Below are 18,466 nucleotides of genomic sequence, written 5' to 3'. Positions count from 1 at the left end.
GCGAACGAGCGACCGGCGGGTCGCGGGCGAGCGGGTCGCGGGCGAGAGGGTCGGACGACGCCACCCGGAGGCTCTTAACCCGCGAAGGACGGGTGTAGAGGTATGGAAACGGACCCCGACCGCTCGGCCGCGCCCGGCTCGCGGTCGGAGAACCCCGTCTGGCGACTGTACGTCGAGTACGGCACCGGCCGTCGGTACGCGGTTCTCGGCGCCGTCGCGACCGTCGTCGGTCGGGCGTTCGGGCTCGTCCCCGCCTTCGTTATCGGACTGGCCGTCGACGCGATCTTCCTCGCCGAGCGTCCGTACGCGCTCCCGCTCGTGCCGGACGGGGTCGTGCCGGGCACCGACGTCGGGCAGCTGTACTTCTCGATCGCGGTCCTCTTGGGAGCGACACTCGTCGGCGCGGTCGCCTCGTGGGTCGAGGACTGGGGGTGGAGCGTCTTCGCCCAGCGGGTCCAGCGCGACCTCCGCGTCGACGCCTACGAGCGCCTCCAGGACCTCGAGCTCGCCTACTTCACCGGCAACCGGACGGGCGACCTGATGAGCGTCCTCAACAACGACGTCAACGCCCTCGAGACGTTCCTCGAGGACGGACTGAGCGCGACGCTGTGGATCCTCGCGACCGTCGTCGGCATCGGAGTGATCCTCGTCGGGCTGAACCCTCCGCTGACGGCGGTGACTCTGCTGCCGATCCCGCTCCTCGCAGCGTTCACGCTGCTTTTCACCCGGCTGATCGAGCCGCGATACCTCTCGATCCGCGAGGAGATCGGCGACCTGAACTCCCGGCTGGAGAACAACGTCAGCGGCATCGAGGTCATCAAGAGCGAGGGGGCCGAGCGGTTCGAGGCCGAGCGGGTGGCCGAGGCCTCCGACCAGTACCTCACCGCCAACCTCTCGGCGATCAAGGTCCGGATCACGTACTTCCCGGGACTGAACGTCATCTCCGGCGTCGGCTTCGCGGTCACGTTCCTCGTCGGCGGACTGTGGGTGCTCGGTCGCCCGGCGTTCGGCCTGACGGGCGCGCTCACCCCGGGCGCGTTCGTCACCTTCGTCATCTACGCCCAGCAGTTCCTCTGGCCGATCATCAGGCTGGGCGACGTCGTCGACGACTACGAGCGGGCCAAGGCCGCCGGGAGCCGGGTCCAGGGCGTGCTCTCCCGGGACCCCGCGATCCGAGACCGTTCCGACGCCAGCCCGCTGGAAGTCGGCGACGGAGCCGTGACCTACGACGACGTCCGATTCGCCTACTCGGGAGACGCCGTGCTCGAAGACGTCGACTTCGCGGTCGAGGGCGGGACGACCGTCGGGGTGGTCGGACCGACCGGCGCCGGCAAATCGACGCTTTTGAAGCTGCTGCCGCGGCTGTACGACGTCGACGACGGCGCCGTCCGTATCGACGGACGGGACGTCCGCGACGTGACGCTGCGGAGTCTCCGACGGTCGATCGGCTACGTCAGCCAGGAGCCGTTCCTCTTCTTCGGGACGGTCGCGGAGAACCTCCGGTACGGCACCTTCGACGCGAGCGACGACGACGTCGAACGCGCCGCCCGGCGGGCGCAGGCCCACGAGTTCATCGAGAACTTACCCGACGGGTACGACACGCTGGTTGGCGAACGGGGGGTGAAGCTCTCCGGCGGCCAGCGTCAGCGGCTGGCGCTCGCGCGGACGATGCTCAAGGACCCCGAGATCCTGGTGTTAGACGAGGCGACCTCGGCGGTGGACACGGAGACGGAGGCGCTCATCCAGGACCGACTCGTCGCGTTCGCCGCCGATCGGACGACGTTCGTCATCGCGCACCGCCTGTCGAGCGTCCGGACCGCGGACCGGATTCTCGTCCTCGACGACGGGCGGGTAGTCGAGGACGGCACGCACGAGGGGCTGCTCGAGGCGGACGGGCTGTACGCGAACTTCTGGCGGGTGCAGACCGGAGACATCGCGTCGCTCCCCCGGTCGTTCCTCGAGCGCGCGCTCAGCCGACAGGCGGTCGTCGACCTCGGCGACGACGGGGACGAGGAACGGACGGAGTGACCGCCTTCGGCGACGTCGACCCGGTCTCCCGAGCGCGCCTCCGCGGCCGCGTCGCCGCGACGAGACGACGGTCCGGACGGACGAACGCGGACGCGTCCACGCGGCGCTGTCGGGGAAGATCCCGAAAAAGCGGTGATCGTCCGCGAGGGAGCGAGCCGGTCTCGGCCGCTCAGAACGTGATGATCTCGTAGTCGTCGTCGACGAGCGAGCGAATGCTCGGGTGGCCGTCGTGGTCGTCGAGCGTGACGAGGCCGGCGTCGGAGACGGCGTCCTCGACGCCGAACGCGCCGGAACAGTAGTCACACACCGCCGCGTCGTCGCGGACCGCCTGGTAGAGCTCGTGGTAGTCGCTCTCCTCGTCTTCCAGCTCAGGAATCCACTGGGTTCCGGCGCCGTCGAAGATGAGCTCGAGCTCGTCGTCGTCGTTCTCGGCGAACTCCTTCGCGGCCTCGAGCGCGTTCGCGAGGCGACCGTAGTCGGCGTGCGATTCGTTGCCGGCGAGAATCACGACTGCTGCTTTTGCCATCGTGTCCGTTTATAAACGGTACCCATACAAAACCCACCCGCGGGTGTGTGTCCGGAACGCCGATTCGGCATGCGATACCGTACCAACGGATCGCGCGCCGACTCGAAGGCGAGCGACCGCCGCCGCCCCTCATCCGTGACGGTGGTGCTGGTGGTCGTGGCCGCCGCCCCTGGAGAACTGCCCCGAGAAGGCCCGGTCGACGACCTCGGAGAGCGCGGGGTGGACGTGCACCGCGTCGCGGATGTCTTCGACGGTCCCCGAGCCGGACGTCATCGCGACGACGACCTCCTCGATCAGGTTCGACGCCTCGGGACCGACGATGTGACACCCCTCGATGTTCCCGTCCAGGTCGATGAGGACCTTCACGAACCCGTCGGCGTGCATCGCGCTCCCGCGGGCGGTCTCGTCGTACGCGTAGGTGCGGGTGGCGTACTCCGCGTCGGTCGCCCGGAGGTCCTGCTCGCGCGCACCGACACCGGCGACTTCCGGCGACGCGAACACCGCGAACGGCATCGCCGAGTAGTCGACCGGATCCATCTCGTCGCCGAGGAGGTTCCGGATCAGGGCCTTCGCCTCGTGGTTCGCGCTGTGTTTCAGCAGGTACTCGCCGACCACGTCGCCGAGCGCCCACACGCCGTCGGCGTCGGTCCGGAGGTACTCGTCGGTCTCGACGAACCCCTCCTCGTCCGTCTCCACGCCGGTCGCGTCGAGGTTCAGCGCGTCGGTGTTCGGGCGCCGGCCCGCGGCGACGAGCAGCGCGTCGCCCGAGACCGTCACGTTCTCAGCCTCGTCGGGCGCGCCGACCGTCTCGCCGCCCGCGCGGACCGCGTCGGCCTCGGGGTACGGCCGGGCCTCGATCGTCACCTCGCCGTCCGTCTCGTCGGCCGCGACGGCCTCGTAGCCCGTGTACACGTCGAACCGGTCGGCGTAGCGGTCGGTGAAGGCCTCGCCGACCTCCGCGTCCGCCTCCGGGAGCAGGTGCTCGCGCCGGCCGACGATCGTCACGTCGCTGCCGAACGTCCCGAAGAAGTGGCCGAGTTCGGCCGCGATGTAGCCGCCGCCGACGATCACGAGGTGCTCCGGCGGCGTCTCCAGCCGGAGCGCCTCCGTGCTCGTGAGGTAGTCCACGTCCTCGATCCCGTCTATCGGGGGGATCGAGGGGCGCGTGCCGGTGGCGACGAGGGCGGTGTCGGCCCGCAGCGTCGCGCCCGCGTCGTCGCCGTCGACGATCTCGACCGTGCGGTCGTCGACGAAGCGCCCGGTCCCCTCGAACAGGTCGTGAGCGTTCGACGAGGAGAGCCCCCGACGGATGGACTCGGAGCTCTCCGAGACGTCCTCGTTCACCTTCCGGACGATCTCCGCGAAGTCGACGCCGTTGACTTCGGCGTCGATCTCGAATGCGCTGGCGCCCTCGATCGTCTCCATCACGTCGGCGTGGTAGAGGAGCTGTTTCGAGGGGATGCAACCGCGGTTGAGACACGTCCCGCCGAGCCGCCCCTCCTCGACGACCGCGACCGAGTTCCCCCGGCCGGCCATCGCGTTCGCCACGTCCAGTCCGGACCCCGACCCGATCACGAGAAAGTCGAACTCCTGCATGGCCCCGACGACGACGGCCACCCTCATCAAGGTCCGTCCGCGGTGGCGCGCGTCGCACACGACCGCGAGGACGTCTCTGCCCGGTCTCAGTCCCAGTTCCGTCGCACCGGCGTCTCGCTCGCGTTCACGTTCGCCAGCAGCCACGCCGCGGCCTCCTCGAGCGCGTCGTCGTCGGTCGCGGTCACCTTGAGGCGGTTGTGGTCGGCCTCGCGGTCGGGGTAACAGCCGACGGCGACGTCGAACCGCTCCATCGCCTCCCGCAGGGCGGGGACGATGTTCGACTCGGGCTCCACGGTGTAGAGGAACCGCGAGCGCCGGTCGCCGGCGAACTCGTCGGCGACGGTCGCGAACGTCGCCTTCAGCTCGTCCGGAATGCCCGGCATGACGTAGACGCCCTCGATCACGCAGCCGGGGGCGAGCCCCGCCTCGGTCACGAGCGGGCGGCTCCCCTCGGGGACCGCCGCCTCCGCCTCCGCGTCGACGTCGAACTCGCGGTCGGGGACGCGCTCGCGGATCGCGGCCAGCCGGCGATCGACCGACTCGCGCGTGAGGTCGGTGGCGACCATCTCGCGGTCGAACGCGTCCGCGACCGCCTCCATCGTCACGTCGTCCGGCGTGCTGCCGATCCCGCCGGTGACGATCACGGCGTCGAACGCCGCGGCGTACTCGCGGACGTGCTCCGCGATTTCGGCCCGATCGTCGGGGAGCGAGAGGATCCGGGCCACGGCGACGCCGCGGTCGCTCAGCTCCCCCGCCAGCCAGTTCGCGTTCGTGTTCACCGTGTCGCCCGAGAGCAGTTCGTCGCCCACCGTGATCAGCGCGACTTCCATCGATCCCCGCTTGGGCCGGCGGAGGGATGTACGTTTCCCGCGGCGGACCGACCCGACCGTCCTCATCGACCCGAAAAATCATGAGGGCTCCGCGGCTCTGTCGCGAGGTGACGAACGACACGACGCGCCGGGCCCTCCTCGCCGCGGCCCTCGCGGCCGGCACCGCCGGGCTGGCGCGCTCCGAGGCCGCCGCCCTCCTCGACACCTTCGCGCCGCTCTCCGGCGACGCGTGGGACGCGGCGGACCGGTCGCTCTCCGAGACCGTCGAGAGCCCTCACGGCGACGCGAGCGTCCGCGTCGACGACCGCGGCGTTCCCCACGTCGAGGCCGACGACGAGGCCGCGGCGTACTTCGCGGTCGGCTACCTGCAGGCGTTCCACCGCCTGTTCTCCATGGACCTCCAGCGACGGGTCATGCGCGGGCGGCTCTCCGAGGTCGTCGGCGCGGCGACCGTCGAGAGCGACGAGTTCAACGTCGCGATGGGCTTTACCGCGGCCGCCGAGGCGACGTGGGACCTCGTGAGCGAGACGGCGGCCGGTCCCCTGATCGAGGCGTACGCGGCGGGCGTCAACGCCGCGATGGAGGCCGAGACGCTCCCGATCGAGTTCGAGCTGCTCGGCTACGAGCCGGCGCCGTGGACCCCCGTCGACACGCTGCTGATGGAGAAGCAGATCTCGTGGACGCTCACCGGGAGCTTCGCCGGGCTCCGCCGGGCGCTGGTCGCGGACCGGCTCGGCGAGGAGCGGGCCGCCGAGCTGTTCCCGCGACGGATGGACCACGACGCGCCGATCCTCGACGGAGACGAGGAGCGTCTCGGCGGGGCGGGCCGACGGGAACGCCGGCGGACCGGATGGCGGGACCGCGCCGCCGCGAACCGCACGGAGCCGATCGACCCCGAGCTGACCGACTGGCTCTCCGGGTTCGAGTCACCGACGGGCGTCGGGTCGAACAGCTGGGTCGTCGCCGGCGAGCACACCGCGAGCGGGACGCCGACCGTGGCGTACGACCCGCACCTCTCGCTCACGGTCCCGCCGCTGTGGTACGAGCAGCGCGTCGAGACGCCCGAGCGCTCCGTCCGGGGCGCGACGTTCCCCGGCGTCCCCTTCGTCATCGCCGGCGCGAGCGACCGCGCGACGTGGTCGTTCACAAACGTCGGCGCCGACGTGCTCGACTGCTACCGCTACGAGGTCGACGAGGCCGGCGAGCGCTACCGCTACGAGGGGGAGTGGCGCGAGTTCGAGACCGAGACGCGGGAGATCCCCGTCGACGGCGGCGAGGACCGCACGCTGGAGGTCAGGCGGACGGTTCACGGCCCCTTCATCGAGCGCGAGGGCCGGCACGTCGGCGTCGCGTGGACCGGCCACAGCGCCACGCGCACGACGCTCGCCATCGACGAACTGGGGCGCGCAGACGGGTTCGACGACGCGCTGGCGGCGATTCGGAAGTTCGACCTCCCCACCCAGAACCTCGTGTACGCCGACGCCGACGGTCGAACCATGTACTATGCGACCGGACAGCTCCCGATCCGGCGGATCGACGGCGAGGTCGTCGCCGGCGACCGCGTGTTCGACGGCTCCGCGGGCGAGGGAGAGTGGGAGGGGTTCGAGCCGTTCGGCCGCTCCTCGTGGACGGGGTTCGTCCCCTTCGAGGAGAAGCCGCACGCGATCGACCCCGACGTCCTCTCGACGGCCAACCAGCACGTGACCGACGACCCGACCCACTACGTCGGGGTCGACTACGCGCCCCCCTACCGCGGTGCGCGCATCGCCGAGCGCCTCGACGCGGCGGTCGCCGGCGGCGACCCGATCGACCCCGCCTTCCACCGCGAACTCCAGCGAGACGTGCGCGACGGGCGGGCGGATCAGCTCGTTCCGGACCTCGTGGCGGCGGTCGAGGAGGAGGGAGCGGAGAACGCGAGCGGCTCGGCCGCCTCCGAGCGCATCCGGGAGGCGGTCGCGACCCTCGACGCCTGGGACCGCCGGATGGCCGCCGACTCCCGCGGCGCGCTGCTCTTCGACCGGTGGCTCGACCGGTTCCGGGAGTTGGTCTTCGAACCGGCCTTCGACGACGTCGACCTCGGCGAGGCGTACTACCCGAACGACTGGGTGCTCGCGACGCTGCCGCCCGACGACCCGCTGTTCGCCGACCGCTCGCGGGAGGAGGCGATGACCGCCGCGCTTTCGGCGGCGCTCGACGAGATAGACGAGGCGGGGTGGGCGACGTACGGCGACCGGAACACGACGGCGGCGATCGCGCACCCGCTCGGCGGCGAGGCCCCGTTCCTGAACTACGAAACGCTCCCCGCGGACGGCTCGCCGGCGACCGTGATGAACTACCGGTTCGACGACGCGGTCGGGTCGAGTTGGCGGATGGTGGTCCGCCCCGGCGAGGACGCCACGGCGGTGATCCCCGGCGGCAACTCGGGCGACTACTTCTCCGAGCACTACGACGACCAGCTCCGCGCCTGGCTGGCGAACGACCAGAAGCCGATGTCGCTCGCCCCCGACGGCGAGGGCGGCGAGACGGTCTCGTTCAGAGGTGAGTCGTCGTGAGCGACGGCCTCGGCGAGTCGGCCGGGTCGCCGTCGCCGCTCGCCCGGATTCGGGGGGACCCTCGGCTCCGCCTCGTCGCCTTCGCGGGCGCGGTCGCCCTCGGCCTCGCGCTGGCGTCGGTACACTGGATCGGGCTCGTCGCGGCCGGCGTCGCCGCATCGCTCGTCGCGCCCGCGTTCCGCCGCGGGGTCGCGTACGCTCTCGGGACCGGCGCGCTCGCGCTCGCCGCGTTCGCCGTCTCGCTCGGTCCCGCGGCCGCCTCGCTCCCCGAGATGCGCCCCGTGATATACGTCACCGTCGCCGCCGCGTTCGGCCTCCCGCTGCTGGGGTCGCTGGCGAGGGGCGTCGTCTGAACAGGGCGGCCCGAGACCGATTCCCCGAGCCGGATCGTCGGAGGGGGTTCGACCGACCGCTCGGGAGCGCTATTGAGCGCTCGGGACCGACCGATACCCCTCATATAAGCGTTTACGAGGGCGACCGGTCACGGATGTGGTATGCCAACTACTACCGGCGGATCGGACGGGTCCCGAGCGCCCGTCGACGACGCGCGGGAGGCGCTCCGGATCGAGCGACGGCGCACCGTCGACGAGCGCGAGGCCTTCCGGGCGTTCAGGGCCCGGGTAGAGTCGATCCCGACGGAGACGGTCGCGCCGGTCGGATCGGCCGGGAGGCCGAGTCCGACGGACCGCACCGACCTCACCCGCGCACCGGGCTCCGGCGGCGACGGCGGCGCGCCGCCCGGGTCGGGGCTCGCGGCGGTCAGGGACGCGTACGCGGAGACGGTGATGTCGGTGCCGCACTACGAGGAGGAGTACGACGACACCTACGAGCGCAGCGTCGCGGCGGAGCTCGGTCGGGAGCTGGCGTACGCGCTCACCCGGGGCTCAGGCTATCACCCCGAGTACGAGCGGGCCCTGTTCGACGCGATCGACGGCGCGATCGAGGAGCGCGACCGACTTGGAGAGCGGCTGCGGGTCGAGGCCGACTCGATCGACCGGGCCGGCTCGCGGCTCGCGGCGGTCCGGCGAGAGATCGCGTCGCTCGACGCAGTCGTCCCGGACGGCGACTTCGGCGCGCTCGACGCGAGTCGCGCTCGCGCCGGCGTCCTCGTGGAGGACTGCGACCGGATCGCCGCGCGCCGCCAGCGCGTGCTCGCGGAGCACGAGCGCGGGCTCCGACTCGACGGCGACGCCGTCGACCTCCCGACGTACCTGTATCAGTCGACCGACGCGACGTACCCCGTCCTCGCGGCGGTCGGATCGGTCGGCGACCGGCTCGACGACCTCACGCGGCGGACCGAGCGCGCCATCGCGCGGGTCGGGTGATGCGGCCTCCGATCGGAACGGAGGCGGTCGCGGACCGCGGAGGTCAGTCCGCCGCCGTCGGCGTCTCGGTCTCCATTCCCGAACCGCTCGGCGGGCGGAGGACGAGTGCCGCCAGTCCCGCGGCGATCGCGAGGCCGCCGCCGAGCGCGAACGTCGGGACCCAGCCGAACGAGGCGACGAGGTAGCCGGTGACGGTGCCGGCGAAGACGCCGCCGCCGACCTTCGCGGTGTAGAGGACCGCGTAGTTGCCGGAGGAGTTCCGCGCGCCGTAGTAGTCGGCGATCACCGACGGGAAGTAGACGAACAGCGGCGAGGAGAAGAACATCGCGGCCATCACCAGCGCAACGAAGGCGATCCCGGCCTCGGCGCGTCCGGCGGCGATCAGGGCGAGGCGGAACACCCCGGCGAGCACGAAGGAGGCGGCCATCACCTTCTTGCGGTCGAAGCGGTCCGAGGCCTCACCGAGGACCATCCGCGAGACGCCGGCGGCGACGGGCAGCAGGGTCGCCGCTGCGGTCGCGACGACCGCCGCCAGCCCGAACTGCTCGGCGAAGCGGACGACGTTGGCGATGACGATCAGGTCGGCGCCGGCCATCGCGACGAACATCGCGTACAGCAGCCAGAACTGCCACGTCGACAGCATCTCGCGAGTCGTGTACGCCCGCCCGCGGAGGGAGGCCGCGAGCCCGTCGTCGTTCCCGTCGTCCTCGCGGTCCTCTAAGCCCAGCCAGTCGTCCGGCGGGTCCCGCAGGAGGTACGCGCCGACGAGCGTGACGACAAGGATGCCGACCCCGACGTTCCGGAGCACGTCGCCGTACGCCGCCACGGTCGCGTTCGCGCGCACGTACGGCACCACGAGGGCGCTCCCGCCCGCGAACGCCATCGTGCCGATACCCGTCGTCAGCCCCGTGCGGTCGGGGAACCACTTGACCGCGGTGTTCACCGCGACCGTGTACACGATCCCCACGCCGACCGCGCCGAGCGAGTACAGCAGGTAGAGCTGCCAGACGGCGGTCGCGTACGCCAGCCCGATGTACCCGCCCCCGGCCAGAAGCGCTGCGAGGAACGTGAGCGCCCCGGGCCCGCGGCTGTCGCGCCACTTCCCGGCGGGGAACTGCGAGAGCGACTGGAAGACGACGTAGAAGGAGAACACCGCGCCGAGCGCCGGCAGCGCGATGTCGAGGCTCTGGGCGAGCGGCTGCTCGATCGACGACCAGACGTACTGATAGGGGCTCACGGCGGCCATCATCCCCGCGGCGGCGACGATCTGCCACCACCGCGAGAAGCCGAGGATCGACGACGCCCGGCCGGCGTAGTCGACCCCGCCGTCCGACTCGTCGACCGCGGGGTCGTCGCCGACGGAGTCCGGCGCGGGGTCGCCGTCGCCGACGAGATCGCTCCGGTCGGCGTCGGCCGGATCCCCCTCGTCGGCGGCGACGCCGCCGTCGCCGTCCTCGTCACCCATCGTTGCCGTCCGTCGACCGCGTGGTGGTGTTCGGTGTCATGTCGTGTGCCTCGGATCGCGCCGCGGGGACCGGTTCGCCGCGCCGCTCGCGTTCGTACCGGTACTGTTCGGACTGATCGATTAAAACGCGTCGTTGGGGTCGTTCTTGCCTCCTCGATCCCGGAAGAGGGGAGGGTTTTTACAGCGCGTCCGGATCCGCCGCGGTGAACCGGACCGCCGGCGGGATCAGCCCTCCGGCCGCCAGCATCGCGAGGCCGAGCACCCAGAGCGCCGCGAGCCCGGCGGTCGCGCCGTAGCTGATCAGGGGCAGCGAGAGCGCCATCAGGACGAACGCCAGCGTGAACCGGTCGAGGACGTCCATTTCAGGCCACCCCCAGCAGCCCCGCGGCGTTCAACAGGACGATGGCGAGCCCGACCAGCGCGGCGACGGCGGCGACCCACGGGATCGTCACCCGGAGGACGTCGCCCTCGCGGCCGACGATCCCGGCCGCGGTCGTACCGAGGATGACGTTGCCCGGCGAGATCGCGTTGCCGATGGCGCCGCCGGCGCTCTGCCCGCCGAGGATCAGCGCCTCCGAGATTCCGCCGAGCTGGGCCGCCGTCTGCTGCTGGAGCCCCCCGAACAGGATGTTCGACGCCGTGTTGCTCGACGTCATGAACGCCCCGAGCGAGCCGATCAGCGGCGAGAGGAACCCGTAGGAGTTCGGGGTCGCGACGCTCGCGGTCCCTTCCGCGAGGACGAGCACCTGACCGCTGTGGTCCATCAGCTTCGCCATGACGAGGAAGGAGATCACCGCGATCGACGCCGGGATAGCGGTCGCGAGGACCGCCCGCGTGAACGCCGAGCGCTCCCCGTCGACGCGCGACGCGGCGCTCTCGTAGTAGCCGCCGCGCCGGTACGCGAGGAACGCGGCCAGCGCGCTCACGAGCAGGAAGGTCCCCGGGTGCGACAGCGGCGCGAACGGCGAGTACGGCGCCGCCGCCTCGGTCACGACGCCGAGCCCGGTCGCGATCTCGGGAAAGCTCAGACCGACTCGCAGGCTCCCGAGCGCGTCGCCGAGCGGGGTCACGACCGCGGTGACGAACGCGACTGCGGCGAGCACGGCGAACGGTAACGCCGCGAGCCGGAGGCTCATGAGGTCGTCGTCGGGACCGACCGCGTCGGCGGGCGTCGCCACGCCGCCGTCGGCGACCGCCCCGGTCCCGTCTCCGTCGGCGCTCGCGGCGGGGCTCAGGTCCTCGGTCATCACGAGCCGCTTCTCGATCGCGTCGGTCGCGGCCGCGTACCGGTCCCACATCGCGAGCGGCCCGAGCGCGAGCAGCCCCACCGTCGCCGCGAAGAAGTTCGCAAACTCCGGCGGGATGACGGTCACCGCGGCGAGCTGGCCGCCGCCGTGGATTAGCGAAACGATCAGGATCATCGGGGCGGCGTACCGCACCGCGTCCATCCGCCCGTATATCCAGGCGATCGAGAAGCCGGCGATCAGGTTCGGGATCCACAGCAGGGCGGCGAGCGCGAGCGCCGTGACCGCGACGCTCTGCATCTCCGTGACCTGCACCAGCGCCAGCCACGCCACCCCGAGCGTGCCGAAGGTGTTCGCCCACGCGTGGCCGATCAGGGGGATCGCGACCGAGTACACCGGCTTCACGCCGAGCGCGAGCAGCAGCGGGGCGACGACGACGATCGGCGTCCCGAACCCGGAGATCGACTGCATGAACGAGACGAACACCCAGCCGAACGCGAGTACTAAGAACAGCTCGTTGTCGGTGAACGACTTGATCCGGGTGCGCAGCGCCTCGAAGCCGTCCGCCCGCTCGATGACGTGGTAGAACACCAGCGCCGGGAGGATCACGTAGAGGACGAACACCGCGTCCCACACCCCTTTCGCGCTCGCAACCGAGAGCGCCTCGACCGGCATCCCGTACGCGGTCAGCGCGACCGCGGCCGCCGAGAACATCCCGACCGACGCCGCCTCGTGGGCGCGCCACCGCAACACCACGAGCGTGAACAGCAGCAACAGCAGCGGCAGCGCCGCCAGCCCGGCGTAGATCGGGTTAACTGGCAGCACGGCCTACCCCCCGAGAGGCGCCCCCGTTGCACCGTCCCTCGAACGTCCGACCGTCGCGTGTGGTTCCATCTGTCGCCTTTCTCCCCGTACTTCCCTCCACTACGATGTGTTTCTCTACCATATATCGACGACACGATCGGGTTTCGTTAGAATAGTAAAAACATACTCATAATACACGTGTGACGACATGACTCGAGTAAGGAGTGTGAAAATACCTATTATTCGTGCAATTAAAAACTATATTTCGTAACGAATGAGTAGCGGTTTGGATAGTGTCGCCGTATCGCCATCGGTTCGGTCGCTGCGGCCGTCGTCGAGCGTGTCGGCTTTGTGGTCGTCTGTGGACGAAATCCGAATAGATCGTTAGAAACGCAGATCGTTCTGCGAATCGCTACCGGATAGATAATGATAATCGTCTATACTGTCGAAAATTGTTAAGAGGAGGCCGCTCGAAGGTGATACCGAACACGACCGGCGTCCGAGAACGGGCGATTCCGGCAATAGCCACACATGTCCGCCGACACCAACACCACCCACGTCGAGACCACCGACGTCGACGCCGCCGGCACCGCCGATCCGACCGCCACCAGCGAGACCGCCGTCCCGAACGCGGTAGACGACGCGAGCGATCCGACGCGCAGCGTACCCGACTCGACCGGGTCGGCGCGGAGCCCCTCCGTCTTCGATCGCGTGCTCGTCGTCACGGGCGACGACGAGGCCGGCCGCGCCGCGGTCGACGCGGGACTCGACGTCGCCGCCGCTCACGGCGCGACCGTCGACGCGCTGTACGTCGTCGACACCAGCGAGCACTGGGACGTGGTCGTGGAGCGCCGCGAGCGCACGGGCGAGGCGCTCGTCGAGGACGCCGCGGCCCGCGGCGAGGCGCTCGGCGTCGACGTCGAGAAGCGGTTCCGCTACGGCGCTCCCCACGAGGAGGTGCTCGACTTCGCCGACGCCCACGACGCCGACCTGATCGTCGTCGGCTCCGCGCGCCGCACCGGGCTCGACCGGCTCGTCCGCCCCGAGACGCTTCCCGTCCGGGTCCAGCGCGGCGCCGCCGCGCCCGTGATGATCGTCGGCGCCGACGACTGACCGCACCTTTTGATCGGTTCGGCGATTCCCGATCGGTTCGGCGCCTGGTATCGCCCCCGCTGCTCCGCGAGACGACGGGTTAAGTGACCGCGTCCCGTACGACTGTTATGACCGATATCGGCATCGTCGGCGCCGGCGCGGGCGCGGCCGCCGCGGCGTTCGTCGTCGACGAGACGGCGCCGGAGGCGGACGTGACCGTGCTCGAGAAGTCCGGCGGGGTCTGCGGCCGCGCGGCGACCCGTCGCCGCGACGAGCTGACGTACGACTACGGCGCGAACTACCTGAAGTCCGACGACGAGCGCGTCGTCGAGCTGATCACGGAGACGCTCGACGACGAGGGGCTCGTCGACGTCACCGAGCCGGTGTACACCTTCGACGCCGACGGCGCGGTGTCGCCCGGCCGCGACGCCGACGGGCACAAGTGGAGCTACCGGCGCGGGCTCACCCAGATCGCCAAGCGCCTCTTCGGGCGGACCGACGCGACGGTCCACCGCCGGACCCGCGTCGAGACCGTCCGGCGGGCCGGCGAGCGGTGGGAGCTCGACGACGCTGACGGCGAGACGTGGGGACCGTTCGACGTCCTCCTCCTGAATCCGCCGGCGCCGCAGACCGCCGAGCTCCTCCGGGACGCCGAGTGGGAGTCGCCGATCCGCGGGGCGCTCGTCGACGCCGTGGGCGACGTGGCGTACCGGTCGGTGTGGACCGCGGTGCTCCGTTACCCCTTCGCGGTCGACCTGCCCTACTACGGGCTCGTCAACACGGACAAGGAGCACGCGGTCGGCTGGATCTCCCGCGAGGAGTGCAAGGCGGGGCACGTCCCGGACGGCGAGACGCTGCTCGTCGTCCAGGCGAACGACGAGTGGTCGGTCGAGCGTTACGACGACGACCCGGCCGCGAACGTCGCCGACCTCGCGGGGCACGCCGCCGCGATCGTCGGCGACGAGCGGCTGGCCGACCCGGCGTGGACCGACCACCAGGGGTGGCGCTACGCGCTCCCGGAGGGCGGCGTCGACCGCGGGCCGATCGACTCCGCCCGGCGGGAGGACCTCCATCTGCTCGGCGACTGGGTCGCCGGCGAGGGGCGGCTCCACGCCGCCATCGCGAACGGGCTCGACGCGGGCGAACGCGTCGTGCACGGGCTGTAGAGCCGCTTCGAAGGGAAGCTATAGAAAAGCCGAACCGGCGTCCGAACGACCTACCCCCGCGTGAAGCGGTACTCGACCGTGCCGAGGCCCGGCAGGCTGATCTCTCGGACGGTTCCGCGGTCGACGTGGCGGGCGAGCGAGCGCCCCAGCGCGACGAGGGCGACGCCGCCGGCGAGCAGCCCCGCGGAGACGAGCGGGAAGGAGGCCACCACCAGCGGGAGCGCGATCAGTGCCAGAAACGCGAGCGAGACGACGAGGCCCCCGTCGGGCGAGCCGTCGGAGCCGGCCGCGACCGCGCGCGCCGTGTATCCGCCGTTCATCGGTTGCATGTCTTCCCCTCCGTCGCGCGGGAGTAAAAACCTTTCATATTGAGTATGGTTTCTGAGTATCGTTACCACGGATCACTCCCTCAGAGCGTTTCAAACGATTGTTAACGGGGTGTAACGAGTACCATGTTACACCGTCGTACACCTCTCTCGAAACTGGAACGTTTCCTCTGCAGGGCCGGTCGTGGGAGGTGGCGACGCCCGGTCCGCGTCCGGAATCGGAGGGTTTCTCCCGCCCCGTCCCCGCGGTCTCGCATGGTCCGCTCGCCGGCCTCGCCGTCGCGGTCGAACGTCCCCTTCTGGACGACGGTCGCGGTCGCGGCGCTGTACCTGCCGGCGTCGATCGCCGCCCGCGCGCTCGTCGAGCCGGAGTACGCGGCCGCGATCGCGTGGTTGCCCCGCTCGGTCGTCGCGGTCGCGGGCACGTCGATCGGGACGCTCCTGGCGGCGGCGCTGTGGCTCCCCGTCGCGGGCGGCTTCCTCTACGCGTTCGCGACCGAACTGGCGACGATGCGGAGTCGCACCGCGTGGTCGCCACCGGACAAGGGGTACCTCGTCCTCGCGGCCGGTTCGCTGCTGGCACACCCGCTCACGGGGCTCCCGTTCGTGTTCCTCGTGGTCGCCGGCTACACGCTACACCGGACCCTGCGGGTGCGGTAGGCGGGGGGCCGACCGACGCGACTTCCCGATCCGGGCGCCGCACGTCTTCTTTCTTTAGTGATTTACCTCCCGTACTTTTATTTCGTCACGCGTTAACATGAGATACGAACAGCGATGTCAACGACACACGATTCCCCCTCTGTACGGCCGGCGGTGCTCGACGCGGCACAGGCGCAGCGAACGGTCGCCGGGCTCGCCGACGGAACGGTCGAGACGGTCGCGGACCTCCGCGTCCGCGGCCGGGCGGACGAGCTCGCCGACGAGCTCGTCGAGAGTCATCTCCCCGCGTTAGAGGAGGCCGGGTACATCGAGTGGGACCGCGAGGCCGGAACGATCGCGCCGGGACCGAACTTCGAGGAGGCCGCCGCCCACGTTGCCGACCTCCCGAACCCCGACGGCGAGCCGGCCGACGACTGACTCCGGCGGCGACCCGGCGGACGACCGGGTCCGGTCGGACGACGACCGAGCCCGAGACGTTTATACGCCGCCGCGGGGGAGTCCCGACATCGCATGGCCGAGCCGATCCTGAAGTGGGCCGGCGGCAAGCGCCAGCTGCTCGACGAGCTGTACGCTCGGTTCCCGGCCTCCTACGGCCGCTACCACGAGCCGTTCCTCGGCGGCGGCGCCCTCTTCTTCGATCTGGAGCCCGCGGACGCGACGGTCAACGACGCGAACCCGCGGCTGGTCAACTTCTACGAGCGGGTGCGCGACGAGCCGGAGGCGCTGATCGAGCGGCTGGAGGCGTTCGACGACCCGGACGCCGACCCGGACCCGTCGCTGCCGTTCCACGAGGAGACGCCCCGCGGCCGCGAGGTGGAGAGCTACTACTACCAGCAGCGCGCGCGGTTCAACCGGCGCCCCTACGAGGGCGAGTTCGACCCCTCAGCGGAGGCCGCCCTCCTGCTGTACCTCAACCGGACCTGCTACAACGGCCTCTACCGCGAGAACGCCGACGGCGGCTTCAACGTCCCTGTCGGTCGATACGCGAACCCGGACTGGGTCCAGCGCGACCGGATCCGCTGCGCGAGCGACGTGCTCGCGAACGCGACGATTCGCAACGGCGACTTCGCGTACGTCCTCGACGCCGCCGAGCCCGGCGACCTCGTCTACTTCGACCCGCCGTACGAGCCGATGAGCGCGACCGCGAGCTTCAACGAGTACAGCGCCGAGGGGTTCGACCGGGAGGACCAGCGCCGGCTGCTCGACGTCGCGGGCGAACTGGACGACGCGGGCGTCCGGCTCGTGGTGAGCAACAGCGGCGTGATGTACGAGGCGTACGCCGACGCGGGGTTCCGCGTCGAGATCGAGGACGCGACCCGCGCGATCAACAGCGACGCCGACAACCGCGACGCGGTCGACGAGATCGTCGCGACGAACGTTCCTCCGGAGGAGCGGCGCGAGACGCCGCAGCGCGAGCTCTCGGGCTTCTGAGCGAGCCGGCGCCGCCGACGGTCCGACCCGGTGACGGGACCGCCGACGGCCCCGACGCGCCGATCGCATGGGGCGGGCTTTTTGAACTCCCCCGACGACGTCTCGCGTATGACCGATCTCGACATCGACCTCGTCCTCGTTCCCGTCGACGGGAGCGAGGAGTCCCACGAGGCGGTCGACTACGCGATCGCGGTCGCCGCCGAGTACGGCGCGAGCGTCCACGCCCTCTACGTGCTGGACGAGGACGTGGTCCGCGCCATCGACCGCGGCGCGGTCGACGAGAGCGACGTCGCCGACGACACCGAGGCGTTCACGGACTCCGTCGCGCGGCGCGCGGAGGCCGCCGGGGTCCCCCATAGCAACTCCATGGCGTACGGCTTCTCGACGACGGTGAAGACGGTCCATCCCGGCAGCGTCGTCCTCGACACGGCCGAGGAGATCGAGTCCGACTTCATCGTCGTCCCGCGCGAGCCCGTCTCCGGCGACCCGGGCGAGGTGCTCGGGAAGGCCGCCGAGTACGTCCTCCTCTACGCGAGCCAGCCGGTCCTGTCAGTCTGATGGCCGGCGCGATTCCGTTCCTCCCCGCGGGAACGACTCTCCCGCCGCTCCCGTACCTCGTCGCCGTCCTGCTCGCCGCCGGCGCGGTCGGCGTCGCGCTCCGCCGGCGCCCGCCGCGGGTCACCGGTCGCCACGTGCTCGCGCTCGCGCCGTGGATGGCGCTCGGCTCCGCGGCCCACGTGCTGTACGTCGTCGACGCGCTCCCGCCCGCGCTCGCGCCGCTCGCCGGCTCCCCGACCGTCTACCTCACGGTGGGAGCGCTCGCGGGCGCGTCGTGGCTCGCGCTGGCGTCCGCTCCGACCGAACGCGTCCCGACGCTCCTCGCCGGCGCCGGCGCGCTCCTCCTCGCCCCGGTCGTCGGGGCCGCGCTCGCGACCGGAATCTCCCCCGTCGGCGCCAAGTGGTCGACCGTCTCGCTCGCGGCGACGGTCCCGATCGCCGCCGCGGTCTGGGTCGGTCTGACGCGGCTGCGCCCCGAAACCGCGGTCACCGGCGGAGTTGGCGCGCTCGCGGTGTTCGGCCACGCGCTCGACGGCGTGTCGACCGCGGTGGGGACGACCCAGCTCGGCTTCGGCGAGCGCACGCCGGTCTCCCGGATCCTCTTGGAGTTCGAGTGGATCCCGCCGGTCCCGGTGCTCGGCGAGGGATGGGTGTTCCTGCTCGTGAAGCTCGCGGTCGCGAGCGCCGTGGTCTGGCTGTTCGCCGAGTACGTTCGGGAGCGCCCGCCGGAGGGGTACCTCCTCCTCGGCCTCGTCGCCGCCGTCGGCCTCGGGCCGGCCGCGCACAACCTCCTGCTGTTCGCGGTCGCCGGGTGAGGGGTCGGAGGCCCGAGACCGCCGGGCGACGGACTCGGGAACCGCGAC

At 71.2% G+C, this 18,466-nt stretch carries 18 protein-coding genes; 11 read left to right on the top strand and 7 right to left on the bottom strand.

The genetic code is table 11. The features are described 5' to 3' along the window. Nucleotides 1-102: 102 nt before the first annotated feature. Nucleotides 103-2,028, top strand: coding sequence for an ABC transporter ATP-binding protein (locus FGM06_RS01210; RefSeq protein WP_144796664.1), 1,926 nt, complete (start codon nt 103-105; stop codon nt 2,026-2,028). Between the two features lie 169 nt (nt 2,029-2,197). Here the strand turns inward: FGM06_RS01210 and FGM06_RS01205 are convergent, their stop codons facing one another. The 3 genes from FGM06_RS01205 to FGM06_RS01195 form a co-directional block, all read right to left on the bottom strand. Then, nucleotides 2,198-2,554: a DsrE family protein gene (locus FGM06_RS01205; protein WP_144796662.1), complete on the bottom strand. Its 357-nt coding sequence runs from the start codon at nt 2,552-2,554 to the stop codon at nt 2,198-2,200. A 129-nt stretch (nt 2,555-2,683) separates the two neighbouring features. Beyond that, entirely contained in the window at nt 2,684-4,150 is a 1,467-nt protein-coding gene (locus tag FGM06_RS01200) for a dihydrolipoyl dehydrogenase (protein WP_144796660.1), read from the bottom strand. Between the two features lie 86 nt (nt 4,151-4,236). Continuing rightward, on the bottom strand, nt 4,237-4,980 hold the full coding sequence (locus FGM06_RS01195) for a competence/damage-inducible protein A (RefSeq protein ID WP_144796658.1): 744 nt from the start codon (nt 4,978-4,980) through the stop codon (nt 4,237-4,239). A gap of 107 nt (nt 4,981-5,087) precedes the next feature. Between FGM06_RS01195 and FGM06_RS01190 the strand changes: the two genes are divergently transcribed. The 3 genes from FGM06_RS01190 (at nt 5,088) to FGM06_RS01180 (ending at nt 8,857) form a co-directional block, all read left to right on the top strand. Continuing rightward, nucleotides 5,088-7,532, top strand: a complete 2,445-nt coding sequence (locus tag FGM06_RS01190; protein ID WP_144796656.1) for a penicillin acylase family protein — start codon at nt 5,088-5,090, stop codon at nt 7,530-7,532. Continuing rightward, a complete protein-coding gene (locus FGM06_RS01185; RefSeq protein WP_144796654.1) occupies nt 7,529-7,885 on the top strand; it encodes a hypothetical protein in 357 nt (118 codons plus the stop codon). The genes FGM06_RS01190 and FGM06_RS01185 overlap by 4 nt, the downstream gene beginning before the upstream one ends. Nucleotides 7,886-8,026: 141 nt before the next feature. Further along, nucleotides 8,027-8,857, top strand: coding sequence for a DUF7260 family protein (locus FGM06_RS01180; protein WP_144796652.1), 831 nt, complete (start codon nt 8,027-8,029; stop codon nt 8,855-8,857). Between the two features lie 43 nt (nt 8,858-8,900). Here FGM06_RS01180 and FGM06_RS01175 read toward each other — a convergent pair whose 3' ends face one another. The 3 genes from FGM06_RS01175 to FGM06_RS01165 form a co-directional block, all read right to left on the bottom strand. After that, the gene (locus FGM06_RS01175) at nt 8,901-10,322 is read right to left on the bottom strand and encodes an MFS transporter (RefSeq protein WP_144796650.1); all 1,422 of its coding nucleotides are present in this window, start codon (nt 10,320-10,322) and stop codon (nt 8,901-8,903) included. A 178-nt stretch (nt 10,323-10,500) separates the two neighbouring features. After that, nucleotides 10,501-10,683: a hypothetical protein gene (locus FGM06_RS01170; protein WP_144796648.1), complete on the bottom strand. Its 183-nt coding sequence runs from the start codon at nt 10,681-10,683 to the stop codon at nt 10,501-10,503. A gap of 1 nt (nt 10,684) precedes the next feature. Then, nucleotides 10,685-12,391 carry an L-lactate permease gene (locus tag FGM06_RS01165; protein ID WP_144796645.1) on the bottom strand — a complete coding sequence of 569 codons (1,707 nt, stop codon included), beginning with the start codon at nt 12,389-12,391 and terminating at the stop codon, nt 10,685-10,687. A 510-nt stretch (nt 12,392-12,901) separates the two neighbouring features. On the opposite strand from FGM06_RS01165, the gene FGM06_RS01160 reads away from it, so the two are divergent. Continuing rightward, on the top strand, nt 12,902-13,483 hold the full coding sequence (locus tag FGM06_RS01160) for a universal stress protein (RefSeq protein WP_144796643.1): 582 nt from the start codon (nt 12,902-12,904) through the stop codon (nt 13,481-13,483). A 107-nt stretch (nt 13,484-13,590) separates the two neighbouring features. Beyond that, nucleotides 13,591-14,628 (top strand): NAD(P)/FAD-dependent oxidoreductase, encoded by a 1,038-nt coding sequence (locus FGM06_RS01155; protein WP_144796641.1) that lies wholly within the window; start codon nt 13,591-13,593, stop codon nt 14,626-14,628. Nucleotides 14,629-14,678: 50 nt separating this feature from the next. Here FGM06_RS01155 and FGM06_RS01150 read toward each other — a convergent pair whose 3' ends face one another. Then, entirely contained in the window at nt 14,679-14,957 is a 279-nt protein-coding gene (locus tag FGM06_RS01150) for a hypothetical protein (RefSeq protein WP_241662509.1), read from the bottom strand. A 252-nt stretch (nt 14,958-15,209) separates the two neighbouring features. On the opposite strand from FGM06_RS01150, the gene FGM06_RS01145 reads away from it, so the two are divergent. The 5 genes from FGM06_RS01145 (at nt 15,210) to FGM06_RS01125 (ending at nt 18,418) form a co-directional block, all read left to right on the top strand. Next, nucleotides 15,210-15,614, top strand: a complete 405-nt coding sequence (locus FGM06_RS01145) for an abortive infection protein (RefSeq protein ID WP_144796639.1) — start codon at nt 15,210-15,212, stop codon at nt 15,612-15,614. 114 nt (nt 15,615-15,728) lie between these two features. Continuing rightward, nucleotides 15,729-16,031: a hypothetical protein gene (locus FGM06_RS01140; RefSeq protein WP_144796637.1), complete on the top strand. Its 303-nt coding sequence runs from the start codon at nt 15,729-15,731 to the stop codon at nt 16,029-16,031. Nucleotides 16,032-16,124: 93 nt separating this feature from the next. After that, nucleotides 16,125-17,045: a DNA adenine methylase gene (locus FGM06_RS01135; RefSeq protein WP_144796635.1), complete on the top strand. Its 921-nt coding sequence runs from the start codon at nt 16,125-16,127 to the stop codon at nt 17,043-17,045. A gap of 108 nt (nt 17,046-17,153) precedes the next feature. Then, nucleotides 17,154-17,603, top strand: a complete 450-nt coding sequence (locus FGM06_RS01130) for a universal stress protein (RefSeq protein WP_144796633.1) — start codon at nt 17,154-17,156, stop codon at nt 17,601-17,603. Continuing rightward, nucleotides 17,603-18,418: a DUF63 family protein gene (locus FGM06_RS01125; protein WP_144796631.1), complete on the top strand. Its 816-nt coding sequence runs from the start codon at nt 17,603-17,605 to the stop codon at nt 18,416-18,418. The genes FGM06_RS01130 and FGM06_RS01125 overlap by 1 nt, the downstream gene beginning before the upstream one ends. Nucleotides 18,419-18,466: the final 48 nt, after the last annotated feature.

Source organism: Halorubrum depositum (assembly GCF_007671725.1).
Lineage (GTDB): Archaea > Halobacteriota > Halobacteria > Halobacteriales > Haloferacaceae > Halorubrum > Halorubrum depositum.
Note: the sequence above shows the minus strand (reverse complement) of the source record. Positions and strands in the feature narration are given on the sequence as shown.